This is a genomic window from Pseudomonas sp. 1 R 17, from assembly GCF_900067035.1.
GTDB lineage: Bacteria > Pseudomonadota > Gammaproteobacteria > Pseudomonadales > Pseudomonadaceae > Aquipseudomonas > Aquipseudomonas marginalis.
On record NZ_FKLB01000041.1, the window covers coordinates 60,290 to 71,123 of the forward strand.

The 10,834-nt window shown below is 60.8% G+C and carries 12 protein-coding genes; 9 read left to right on the forward strand and 3 right to left on the reverse strand.

What is annotated here, in order from left to right; all coding sequences use genetic code 11:
• Positions 1 to 83: 83 nt before the first annotated feature.
• The 3 genes from BFP99_RS14755 to BFP99_RS14765 all read left to right on the forward strand — a co-directional run bounded on the left by BFP99_RS14755 (position 84) and on the right by BFP99_RS14765 (position 2,190).
• Complete coding sequence (locus tag BFP99_RS14755) at positions 84 to 524, forward strand: CBS domain-containing protein (protein ID WP_027603177.1); 441 nt, start codon at positions 84 to 86, stop codon at positions 522 to 524.
• Between the two features lie 8 nt (positions 525 to 532).
• Positions 533 to 1,396 carry an NAD-dependent protein deacetylase gene (locus BFP99_RS14760; RefSeq protein WP_065927813.1) on the forward strand — a complete coding sequence of 288 codons (864 nt, stop codon included), beginning with the start codon at positions 533 to 535 and terminating at the stop codon, positions 1,394 to 1,396.
• A gap of 464 nt (positions 1,397 to 1,860) precedes the next feature.
• Entirely contained in the window at positions 1,861 to 2,190 is a 330-nt protein-coding gene (locus BFP99_RS14765; RefSeq protein ID WP_016977362.1) for a hypothetical protein, read from the forward strand.
• Positions 2,191 to 2,252: 62 nt separating this feature from the next.
• On the opposite strand, the gene BFP99_RS14770 is transcribed toward BFP99_RS14765, so the two are convergent.
• On the reverse strand, positions 2,253 to 3,158 hold the full coding sequence (locus tag BFP99_RS14770; RefSeq protein ID WP_065927814.1) for a LysR family transcriptional regulator: 906 nt from the start codon (positions 3,156 to 3,158) through the stop codon (positions 2,253 to 2,255).
• A 133-nt stretch (positions 3,159 to 3,291) separates the two neighbouring features.
• Here BFP99_RS14770 and BFP99_RS14775 point away from each other — a divergent pair, with 133 nt between their 5' ends.
• From BFP99_RS14775 to BFP99_RS14785, 3 genes are read left to right on the forward strand one after another with little or no spacing between them, the layout of a single operon-like run.
• The gene (locus tag BFP99_RS14775; protein WP_032886653.1) at positions 3,292 to 3,990 is read left to right on the forward strand and encodes a CoA transferase subunit A; all 699 of its coding nucleotides are present in this window, start codon (positions 3,292 to 3,294) and stop codon (positions 3,988 to 3,990) included.
• Positions 3,991 to 4,025: 35 nt separating this feature from the next.
• Complete coding sequence (locus BFP99_RS14780) at positions 4,026 to 4,685, forward strand: CoA transferase subunit B (protein ID WP_027603173.1); 660 nt, start codon at positions 4,026 to 4,028, stop codon at positions 4,683 to 4,685.
• An 11-nt stretch (positions 4,686 to 4,696) separates the two neighbouring features.
• Positions 4,697 to 5,878: an acetyl-CoA C-acetyltransferase gene (locus tag BFP99_RS14785; RefSeq protein WP_065947548.1), complete on the forward strand. Its 1,182-nt coding sequence runs from the start codon at positions 4,697 to 4,699 to the stop codon at positions 5,876 to 5,878.
• A gap of 98 nt (positions 5,879 to 5,976) precedes the next feature.
• Here the strand turns inward: BFP99_RS14785 and BFP99_RS14790 are convergent, their stop codons facing one another.
• A complete protein-coding gene (locus BFP99_RS14790; protein WP_065927817.1) occupies positions 5,977 to 6,399 on the reverse strand; it encodes a PaaI family thioesterase in 423 nt (140 codons plus the stop codon).
• A 156-nt stretch (positions 6,400 to 6,555) separates the two neighbouring features.
• Between BFP99_RS14790 and BFP99_RS14795 the strand changes: the two genes are divergently transcribed.
• Positions 6,556 to 7,350, forward strand: coding sequence for a DUF4349 domain-containing protein (locus BFP99_RS14795; RefSeq protein ID WP_065927818.1), 795 nt, complete (start codon positions 6,556 to 6,558; stop codon positions 7,348 to 7,350).
• On the opposite strand, the gene BFP99_RS14800 is transcribed toward BFP99_RS14795, so the two are convergent.
• Complete coding sequence (locus BFP99_RS14800; protein ID WP_065947549.1) at positions 7,351 to 8,436, reverse strand: DUF1615 domain-containing protein; 1,086 nt, start codon at positions 8,434 to 8,436, stop codon at positions 7,351 to 7,353.
• 144 nt (positions 8,437 to 8,580) lie between these two features.
• Here BFP99_RS14800 and BFP99_RS14805 point away from each other — a divergent pair, with 144 nt between their 5' ends.
• Positions 8,581 to 9,195, forward strand: coding sequence for a LysE family translocator (locus tag BFP99_RS14805; RefSeq protein ID WP_065947550.1), 615 nt, complete (start codon positions 8,581 to 8,583; stop codon positions 9,193 to 9,195).
• A 213-nt stretch (positions 9,196 to 9,408) separates the two neighbouring features.
• The coding region (locus tag BFP99_RS14810; RefSeq protein ID WP_256098141.1) for a DUF6531 domain-containing protein at positions 9,409 to 10,834 on the forward strand (1,426 nt) is incomplete at its 3' end.

Here is a 10,834-nt window from a genome sequence, read left to right on the forward strand (position 1 = left end):
GGTTTAACGCCGCATTGGACCTTGCCCCGGCGAGTGCCGTCTAGGATTCTGTAGGGGATAACAACAACACCGGAGTGGCCGCCATGAAAACCGTCGCACAATTGCTCAAAGCCAAGGACCAGAAAAACCAGGACGTCCACACCATCCAATGGGACCACACTGTGTTTGAGGCGCTGGTGCGGATGTCGGAGAAAAACGTCGGCGCCTTGCCGGTGGTCAAGGAAGGCACGGTGGTGGGGATCATCAGCGAACGCGATTACGCACGCAAAATAATGCTCAAGGGCCTATCGTCAGTCACTACAAAGGTCCATGAGGTCATGAGCTCGCCGGTGATAACCGTCGATACCCATAAAAGTGTCGAAGCGTGCATGAACATCATGACCGACAGTCACCTGCGCCACCTGCCGGTGGTCGAAGACGGCAAACTGCTGGGCCTGCTCTCCATCGGTGACCTGGTCAAGGAAGCCATCGCCGAACAGGCAGACCTGATCAAGCAGTTGGAGCAGTACATCCGCGGCGAATAGGGGACCCCATGCTCGATACCCTGGAACATCAACAGGACCACCTCGACACCCTGCACCGCGCCATGGCCGAACGGCGCTTCCTGGTATTGACCGGTGCGGGCATCAGCACGTCGTCGGGAATCCCCGACTACCGCGACAGCGAAGGCGTGCGCCGGGGCAAGGCGCCGATGATGTACCAGGAGTTCCTCGCCACTGCCCAGGCGCGGCGGCGCTATTGGGCACGGGCGATGCTGGGGTGGCCGAGGGTACGTATCGCCCAGCCGAACAACGCTCACCGTGCACTGGCGACCTTGCAACAACGCCAGCACATCAGCGGCCTGATCACGCAAAACGTCGACACCTTGCATGACCAGGCCGGTAGCCATGACGTGATTGAATTGCACGGCAGCCTGCACCGGGTGCTGTGCCTGGATTGCCAGTTGCACAGCACGCGCGACCTGATCCAGCGCCAGATGGAAATCGATAACCCGTACCTGGCGCAAGTCCATGCGGTACAGGCGCCTGATGGTGACACCCTGCTTGATCCCGCGTTTGAAGAGCGCTTCCAGGTCCCCCGCTGCCCCCATTGCCAGGGTGAGCGACTGAAACCGGACGTGGTGTTTTTTGGCGAGAACGTCGCACCGGCGACGGCAGCCAGGGCGATGGCGGCGGTAGCGCATGCCGAGGGGCTGCTGGTGGTAGGTTCATCGCTGATGGCTTACTCCGCATTTCGCCTGTGCAAGGCAATGGTCGAACAGGGCAAACCGGTGATCGCCATCAACCTGGGCAAGACCCGGGGTGATGAGTTGTTGCAGGTAAAGATCGAAACCTCGTGCGAACAGCTTCTGCCCTTGTTGGCAGACCGCCTGCAGTCAACCCCTCCTCAGCCATAGCGACCGTCCAGCGCAAAAAATGACGCTCGAGTCACGCATTTGCCGTATCTCCCCATAGCCACGACGAATTATGTAGTGATCAAAAATAATCACTACATAACCGTTGACGTAACCTTTTTGTCCTTGCATGATCTAGACGTCTCCCGGATCGGGAGCGTTGGTAGCAAGCGTTTTGAACAAGCTCGTCTGACCGCCGAGCTGTTTTTTCCGGATGTGCACTGCCCACAAGGCAGATTGATGAAGCTGACCGACCCGAAAGGATCGGTACAAGGCGCTCAAATGCGGCTTGTCTTCGTTATGAAACCATTGCGTAGCAGTTCATCAGCAAGACTACATGCATCAGGTTCAAGACCCTGCCCGTATTCGGCAGACCGTCACTGACGCCCGGTTTTCCAAGCCGGAGACAACTAAGCAGTTTTAACGGAATCAACTGATAGATCGCCAACTGGTCAAGGGGCTTACACATGAATCTGAACAACCAACCAACTATCGATGAATTGGCTGAGATGTTCGCAGCGCAGAAAGACACACTCGACGACCATATCCTGTGGATTGGCAAATCGGGCGAAGTGCAAATCGACTGCCTGGCGCCCCACACCGAAGAAGCCGAGTTCGACCGCAATAACCGTGAACTGGCGGCGCGCCTGAAGATGTACCGCCGTGGCCAGGGTTATGTCGGCAAGAAGGCCGCGGCCGATCGCAACTTTATCGAGCAAGTATTCCACACACTTAATACCGAATGGCAGAACCTCAAAGGCCAATCGCACGTTAAAGTGATTGATAGATACTGCTGATAACAGTGCCACTTTAAATTTAAGCCCGCTGGTTTATTCGAGCGGGCTTTTTAATAGCTGTTTTATAACACCGCCGGAAACCTGCCCTTCCCCGCCTCATCGCGAAAAATATCAAACAACACCTGCGCCGCCGCCGACAGTTCATGCCCAGGCTTGGTCAGCACGCCAATCGGCCGCTCGATCACCGGACCGGTCAAGGTGATGCAATGCGCCCCCGCCTCCTGCATCTGCTGCGCACACAAGGCCGGTACGGCGCTGACACCCAGGCCGCTGGCGACCATCTTGCCCACGGTTGCCAATTGATGGCTTTCCAAGGCCACCGGCAGCTTCATCTTCAAGGCCCCCAGGTGCTCCTCCAGCATCACCCGCACCGTGGAAGGCCGCTGCAACGTGATGAACGGGTGCTCCAGCAAGGTTTTCCAGTCGACCTCGGCACACTGTGCCAGCAGTGAATCACCGGGCACCACCGCAATGAAGCGGTCCAGGTACAACGGCGTAAAGGCCAGCGACGAGCCTTCCGAGGGTTCAAACGCGACGCCCAGTTCCACATGGCGGTCGCGAACCATCTCCAGCACTTGCTCGTTGATCAAGTCATGCACCGTCACGTTCACCTGAGGGTAACGGGCGCGGAATATCTTCAGGATCGGCGGTAGCAGGTTGCCGGCAAACGACGGCATCGCCGCCACGGTCACCCGCCCGCGTTGCAGGGTGAACAGCTGACGCAGTTCGTCTTCGGCATTGTCCCAATCGGCCATCAGCCGACGGGCCAGAGGCAGCAGGGATTCGCCCTCGGGCGTGAGGGCCACGTTGCGCGTATTGCGGCTGAACAAGCGCCCACCCAGCCCTTCCTCCAAGCCCTTGATGGTCAGGCTCAACGCCGATTGAGAGAGGTGCAGGCGCTCGCAGGCGGCGGCAAAACTCAGGCTTTGGGCCACGGCCAGAAAGGCACGCATCTGTTTAACGGTCATGACGCTACTCCGGGCGGCGGGTTGACTATGCTGTTTTCTAAATCAATCAACCTTAAAAAACAACTTAACAAATCAATCTGTCAGCGCAACACTCGATTCATTGGCTGGCCCACAAACAATAAAAGAGGTGCATATGGCAGGTTTCGATAAACGCGTGGCGTCCTACGAGGAAGCACTGGCAGGCCTGGAAGACGGCATGACCGTGCTCTCCGGTGGTTTCGGCCTGTGCGGCATTCCGGAAAACCTCATCAATGAGATCAAGCGCAAAGGCACCCGTGACCTCACCGTGGTTTCCAATAACTGCGGCGTCGACGGCTTTGGCCTGGGCGTGCTGCTGGAAGAAAAGCAGATCAGCAAGGTGATCGCTTCCTACGTCGGTGAGAACGCCCTGTTCGAGAAGCAGTTGCTCAGCGGCGAAATCGAAGTGGTCCTCACCCCCCAAGGCACCCTGGCGGAAAAAATGCGCGCAGGCGGCGCCGGTATCCCCGCCTTCTTCACCGCCACCGGCGTCGGTACTCCGGTGGCCGAAGGCAAGGAAACCCGCGAATTCAACGGTCGCCCGTACCTGATGGAAGAATCCATCACCGGCGACTTCGCCATCGTCAAAGGCTGGAAAGCCGACCACTTCGGCAACGTCATCTATCGCCACACCGCCCAGAACTTCAACCCGCTGGCCGCCACCGCTGGCAAGATCACCGTGGTCGAAGTCGAGGAAATCGTCGAACCGGGCGAGCTGGACCCGGCGCAGATCCACACCCCTGGCATCTACGTCGACCGGATCATCTGCGGCACGTTCGAGAAGCGCATCGAACAGCGCACCGTGCGCAAATAATCCGCCTCCAGCCCGAACAATAAGGACTCATAAAAATGGCTCTTACCCGCGAACAAATGGCTCAACGCGTCGCCCGCGAAATGCAGGACGGTTTCTACGTCAACCTGGGCATCGGCATTCCGACCCTGGTGGCCAACTACATCCCCGAAGGCATGGAAGTCATGCTGCAGTCGGAAAACGGCCTGCTCGGCATGGGCCCGTTTCCTACCGAAGACACCATCGATGCCGACATGATCAACGCCGGCAAACAGACCGTGACGGCGCGCATCGGCGCCTCGATCTTCTCCTCCGCCGAATCCTTCGCGATGATTCGCGGCGGCCACGTCGACCTCACCGTGCTCGGCGCCTTTGAAGTGGACGTACACGGCAACATCGCCTCGTGGATGATCCCCGGCAAACTGGTCAAGGGCATGGGCGGCGCCATGGACCTGGTGGCCGGTGCGGAAAACATCATCGTGATCATGACCCACGCCTCCAAGGACGGTGAGTCCAAGTTGCTCAGCCAATGCAGCCTGCCGCTGACCGGCGCCAACTGCATCAAGCGCGTACTGACGGACCTTGCGTACCTGGAAATCGAAAATGGCGCTTTTGTCCTCAAGGAACGCGCACCTGGCGTCAGCGTTGAAGAGATTGTGAGCAAGACCGCCGGTAAACTGATCGTCCCGGACCACGTTCCAGAAATGCACTTCCAGTGAGGACAGATTCCATGCAAGACGTCGTGATTGTTGCTGCCACCCGCACCGCCGTGGGCAGCTTTCAAGGTTCGCTGGCAAGCATTCCGGCACCGGAACTGGGCGCCGCCGTGATCCGTCGCCTGCTGGAGCAGACCGGCCTGGACCCGGCCGAAGTGGATGAAGTCATCCTCGGCCAGGTACTCACCGCGGGTTCCGGCCAGAACCCCGCGCGCCAGGCCTCGATCCTCGCCGGCCTGCCCCACGCCGTGCCGAGCCTGACCCTGAACAAGGTCTGCGGCTCGGGCCTGAAAGCCCTGCACCTGGGCGCCCAGGCCATCCGTTGCGGTGACGCCGAGGTCATCATCGCCGGCGGCATGGAGAACATGAGCCTGGCACCCTATGTACTGCCTGCTGCGCGCACGGGCTTGCGCATGGGCCACGCCAAGATGATCGACAGCATGATCACCGACGGCCTCTGGGATGCGTTCAACGACTATCACATGGGCATCACCGCCGAGAACCTCGTGGACAAATACGGCATCAGCCGTGAAGCCCAGGATGCTTTCGCCGCCGCCTCCCAGCAGAAAGCCACCGCCGCCATCGAGGCCGGGCGTTTTGTCGATGAGATCACGCCGATCCTGATCCCCCAGCGCAAGGGCGACCCGATTGCCTTCGCCGTCGATGAGCAGCCCCGTGCCGGCACCACCGCCGAATCCCTGGCCAAGCTCAAGCCGGCGTTCAAGAAAGACGGCAGCGTCACCGCCGGTAATGCTTCCAGCCTGAATGACGGCGCTGCTGCGGTGCTGCTGATGAGTGCCGACAAGGCCAAGGCCCTCGGCTTGCCGGTATTGGCCCGTATCGCCAGTTACGCCAACGCGGGTGTCGACCCGGCAATCATGGGCATCGGCCCGGTCTCGGCCACCCGCCGCTGCCTGGACAAAGCCGGTTGGAGCCTGGCCGACCTGGACCTGATCGAAGCCAACGAAGCCTTTGCCGCGCAATCCCTGGCGGTAGGCAAAGAGCTGGAGTGGGATGCGGACAAGGTCAACGTCAACGGCGGCGCCATCGCCATCGGCCACCCCATCGGCGCTTCAGGCTGCCGCGTGCTGGTCACCCTGCTGCACGAAATGATCAGGCGCGATGCCAGGAAAGGTCTGGCGACCCTGTGCATCGGTGGCGGCCAGGGCGTAGCCCTGGCCCTCGAACGCAGCTGATAAACGAGCAACACGGAAAAGGCCCGGCTCCACGAAAAGCCAGGCCTTTTCTTTATGCGGTTTCCCTGAACAAACACAGTCCCTCCCCTATAAGATCTTTATTGCCTGTCAGCGAGAGGCACGGCAAACACCGCATTCGCCCGCGCCACCACCTTCTCTCCCACCTGCAGGCTCACCGTGGCAAACGCCATTTGCCGCCCTCGCTTGTGATGTTCCAAACGCACGGTAATCCACTCCCCCACCTGCACCGCCCCCAGGTAATCCACGGTCATGCTCGCCGTAATCAACGGCAACGGCGGCTCACTGGAAAACGCCATGGCATAGCCCATACCGACATCCGCCAGGGTCGCCAGCACCCCGCCGTGCACCGTTCCACGCCCATTGGCATGGCGATTGTCGGCGCGCAGGCCGATTTCCAGTTGCAGGCCGTCACCTCGGCAGTACGCCGGGCCAAGCAAATCCAGCAACGGGCTGCTGCGCGGCAGCGGGACAAAACCTTCGGGCACGGCGTGGGCAATCATGACGAGTCTTCCTTGGGGTCGAATTTGAGGTGTACGCCACACGCCCAACGGCAGCCATCACCATCAGCCTTGCAAATCCTGCACGATACTTTGCGTTAATTCGCCGGACCCGCTTTAATCGCCGCCAATGTCCCCCGCACACCTCAAGGAACTGCAATGCGCCATCCGGACGGCCCCCTTCAATCGCTTCGCGCGCCCCTGTTGATCCTGCTGGCCGGCCTGGCCCTGGTCGGCTGTTCACCCAAGGACCACTCCCGCGCCACGGTGATCAATGGCGAACAAGGCCGGGCCGGTGCGCAACTGGCCTATGAGCACGAACTGACCCTGGCCCTGCCCGGCGCCCTGCTCGCGCCGCGCATGCAGGCCACCCGTGAGGCCTGTGAATCGGCGCGGTTTGGCGCGTGCAATATCCTTGGCATCACCGAAGACAGCAACGGCGGCGAGATCATCCTGCGGATCGCACCTAGCGGCGTCGAACCGATGGTCACCCTGGCCGCTGAGGGCGGCAAACTCGGCCAGCGCATCACCACCGCCGAAGACCTGGCCGACGCGGTCGCCGATATACGTCGCCGCCAGGATCGCCTGCAAGCCCAGCAACAGCGCCTCGATGAACTGGCCAAGCGCAAGGACATCAGCGTCAGCGACCTGATTGCCTTGAGCAAGGAGCAGGCGGGCATTGAAAACGAACTGCAGGAACTCGCCCAGGTTGCCGCCGGCCAGCAACGTCGCCTGGATACCAACCGCGTCACCCTCAACTTCCGCTCTGCCGACGGCGCGAACCAACCGTCACGCTTCAGCCGGATGTTCAGCAACCTGGGCACTAACCTGGTGGACGGCACCGCAGACGCCCTGGAACGCGCCAGCTATGTGCTGCCGTTCGTGATCCTGGCGTTTCCGGTGGTGTGGTTGTGGGTGTGGCTGTGGCGCAAATTTGTCCGGCGCCGCAGCTGATCAGCGCTTCATGCAGCGCTGGTACCGCTCATCCACGCGCTTGGCAAACCACGCCGTGGTCAGGTTGCGGGTGATCTTCGGGCTTTTGAGCACGATGCCCGGCAGGATCGCACGGGGCATCGGCTTGCCGGCAGCCTGGTCGGCCAGGGCAAACACGCGTTTGTAGAGGGTGGTGTCTTCAAAATCCAACTGTTCGCCCTGTTCCAGCTGGCTGCGAATGCTGGGATTGCGCATGTCCAGCTTCGCGCCCAATGAGCGCACCGCCAGTTCGGTGGTGCCGGGCAGCAATGAGCCGTAGCGAATCAAATCCCCGTCCAGCGCCAACTCAGTGCCCGACGCGCGGCTGACAGCCGCCTGGAACGCCGCATTACGGCTGGCGTACCAACCCGCATTGAAGTCGGCAAAGCGGTACAGCGGCTGGTCATAGCTCACCGGGTAACCGAGCAGATGGGCGATACCGAAGTACATGCCGCCGCGCCGGGTGAAGACTTCCCGACGAATCGTGCCATCCACCGTGTAGGGATAACCCCGCGCCTGCTTCTGGGCGAAGTCGATACTGACCTGCATGGGACCGGCGGTGTGCACCGGATTGAAACCGCCAAACAGGGTGTTGCCCAGGGGCACCACGCTGATGAAGTCATCGAAGATGCCACTCAGGTCCTTCTCCGTGCGGGCGGCATTCAAGCGGTCGGCATAGGACTGGCCGGTGGGCGAGCGCAGCTGCAGGGCGCTGCGCACCACAAAAGCGGGCACATGCACCTTGGCGGCACGGCGCAGGATTTCATCCTGGGCGATCTTGCCCATATTGGGTACGGGCGGGTCGACCTGATAGGTGGACTCCTGCTCGGTCACCGCCAATACGGCACAGATATTCTCGGTACTGGGGTAGATCTTTTGAGTGTCAAAGGCAGTGTAGATGTCCTGGGCCCAGCCGTTGCGGTCTGGAACCTTCGCCGGGAGCAAACGCACGATCTCGGCCTTCACCTCGGCCTCGCTGCGCGCTGGTTGCTGCGGGCCGCGTGACGTGGAACAGCCGGCCAGCACCACCAATGAGGTGAGGCAGAGGATCAGGCAGCGTGGGGACATGGGGCTTCCTTGAGGACGATGGGCCAGGCGTTGCGGATATGGACCAGTAAGTCTAACGCGGGTTCGCCAACTCACCTTCTCGCCAGCCGGGGCCGAACGTGACAGGATCTGTCATTCCTCATTCGTACACGGAGTTTGAATGCCATGCTCAGCCTGAACTTCCTCATCACCTGCCTGATTGTCGTACTGATCCCCGGCACCGGCGTGATCTTTACCGTGTCCACAGGCCTCACCGCTGGCAAGCGCGCCAGTGTGTTCGCCGCGCTGGGTTGTACGGCCGGTATCCTCCCGCACTTGCTGGCATCCGTGCTCGGCCTTTCCGCACTGCTGCATACCAGCGCGCTGGCCTTCGAAGTCCTGAAATACGCTGGCGTCGCCTATCTGCTGTATCTGGCGTACGCCACCTGGCGTGATCGCTCGGCCTTCGCCATGAATGACGCACCGGCAGTCGCCACCGCGTGCAGTTTGATGCTGCGCGGTTTCCTGCTGAATATTCTCAACCCCAAACTGACCATTTTCTTCCTGGCCTTCCTGCCACAGTTCGTCACGCCCGGCAGCACGGCAGCCGCCGTGCAAATGCTGGTGCTGAGCGCGGTGTTCATGGCAATGACATTTGCGGTGTTTGTGATCTACGGCCTGCTGGCCAACGGGTTTCGCCGCGCGGTAATCGAGTCGCCACGGGTGCAGAACTGGCTGCGCCGCAGTTTTGCGGCGGCGTTTGCAGGGCTGGGGTTGAACCTGGCGTTCGCGCAGCGCTGAAGGCTTTTTGATACGTCGCCCAAAAGGGACGATAGCCGCTGAAAGCTCCCACGTAACGGCAAGATAAGCTCTACAGCCCCAGCCTGAAAACCGCTGCAAAGTCCCTCGCCTGAATACACAGTGCGAGGGATTGCAGATGGTGGTTTTCGTTAAAGCCCTGGTTGAAGGGGCTGCCTCTTGAACCCGGCCATTGGCAGGCTGGCCCTGGCCCCGATGGATGTGAAGACGGTCGACGTTGAAAGCGTCTTCCGTGACTTTCGCGAATGCCTGAATACATTCGATGACTGGGCGCAAAGCTTCTGGCGCTTCTCGGCGCTGGAGGTCGAGCAGGTCTTCAAGGTCGGCGATGAGGTGGCGCTGGTCGCACCGATCAATCGCTCAATCATCCCCAGCAGCACCGTCGCCACGTGCCCGGCCAATGGCACCCTGACGCTGGTGCATATGTTCCAAAGCACGCGCTTCGTGCCCATCGGCGACACGCCGGTGATGCTGCAGCGCGTCGATCCCAATGGCGGCCCCTTGGGCGAGCCGATCCACAAGACCATCGGCCCCAGCGGCCTCCTCGAAATCACCGAGTGTGATCGCAACCAGCCGTACCGGATCACCTTCTATCCCAACGTTTCCAGGGATCACGTCAAGGCGCTGTATGGGTCTTATCAGTCGGTGATCGTGGGGTTGGAGGCGCGCCTGCGTGAAGAGTGGACCCGCACTTTCCAGGATCAGTGGAAAGACTATGCCGAAGCCAAGCCCCTCGATCGGCGCCGAATACTGGAAGCAGCGTTTTTCAGCGGCCTTGGAAAAGCCCTCTTCAATTTGTGGGACAACGTTACGCAGCTGTATGACCTGCTGGCGGACCTCAAGCCCAACGGCGAAAAGCTGTTGGCCTACCTATCCCAGGCCGAACTCGATGAATTGCTGAAGCTGGGCAAAGACACGATTGCCAGCGGTTTGCTGGTACTCAGCGATGAGCCGCTGCTGTTTATCTACCTGTCGGCCATGGTCAGTTGGCTACGCCTGCTACCGCCGCCCGAGATGTATGAAGTGCTGGGCGAGATCACCGGTGAGGTACTGATCAATCTATTCCTGATCTGGGCGACCCGTGGCATGGGCGTGCAGATTCGCCTGGGCGCTCAGGTGCTGGGACATATCAAATCCGGACGAGCGCACAAGTGGCTGGAGAGGCTGGCTGATCAGTTGGTGGGGCCGACGTTGGACGCGCATGTCGAGGCGCTGAAGCCTTTGCTGCTCGGTGGCCCCGCGACAGCGATCAAGGCTGTACCGGTTGCGCCGTTGAAGGTTGGGGAGCATGTGGTTTCGAACCCGGTGCCGGCGGTTCGCAGGAAGACTCAGCAGACGGTGTTGGTCAGGCAGGAGCCTGTCGATGATGTGCCCGTTTCAGGGAAGAACCCGAACGGGGATGCGACGGCATCTTCGGATAAGACCGTCACCAACGGCTGCCCCGTGTCGATGGTTACCGGGGAGGAATTGCTCACCCTCACCGACGGCACGTTGGATGGAATCTTGCCGTTCGAGTGGACACGGTTGTATCGCACCAGTGCGGTGGAAGTGGATGTCGGGTTGGGGTTTGGCTGGAGTCATTCGCTGGCGCATCGGCTTGCGGTGTCGGGCGATTCGGTGG

Bases quoted from the DNA above. Each gene is read 5' to 3' on its own strand.
- BFP99_RS14755 (WP_027603177.1), top strand. From the start codon at position 84: ATGAAAACCGTCGCACAATTGCTCAAAGCCAAGGACCAGAAAAACCAG.
- BFP99_RS14760 (WP_065927813.1), top strand. From the start codon at position 533: ATGCTCGATACCCTGGAACATCAACAGGACCACCTCGACACCCTGCAC.
- BFP99_RS14765 (WP_016977362.1), top strand. From the start codon at position 1,861: ATGAATCTGAACAACCAACCAACTATCGATGAATTGGCTGAGATGTTC.
- BFP99_RS14770 (WP_065927814.1), bottom strand. From the start codon at position 3,158: ATGACCGTTAAACAGATGCGTGCCTTTCTGGCCGTGGCCCAAAGCCTG.
- BFP99_RS14775 (WP_032886653.1), top strand. From the start codon at position 3,292: ATGGCAGGTTTCGATAAACGCGTGGCGTCCTACGAGGAAGCACTGGCA.
- BFP99_RS14780 (WP_027603173.1), top strand. From the start codon at position 4,026: ATGGCTCTTACCCGCGAACAAATGGCTCAACGCGTCGCCCGCGAAATG.
- BFP99_RS14785 (WP_065947548.1), top strand. From the start codon at position 4,697: ATGCAAGACGTCGTGATTGTTGCTGCCACCCGCACCGCCGTGGGCAGC.
- BFP99_RS14790 (WP_065927817.1), bottom strand. From the start codon at position 6,399: ATGATTGCCCACGCCGTGCCCGAAGGTTTTGTCCCGCTGCCGCGCAGC.
- BFP99_RS14795 (WP_065927818.1), top strand. From the start codon at position 6,556: ATGCGCCATCCGGACGGCCCCCTTCAATCGCTTCGCGCGCCCCTGTTG.
- BFP99_RS14800 (WP_065947549.1), bottom strand. From the start codon at position 8,436: ATGTCCCCACGCTGCCTGATCCTCTGCCTCACCTCATTGGTGGTGCTG.
- BFP99_RS14805 (WP_065947550.1), top strand. From the start codon at position 8,581: ATGCTCAGCCTGAACTTCCTCATCACCTGCCTGATTGTCGTACTGATC.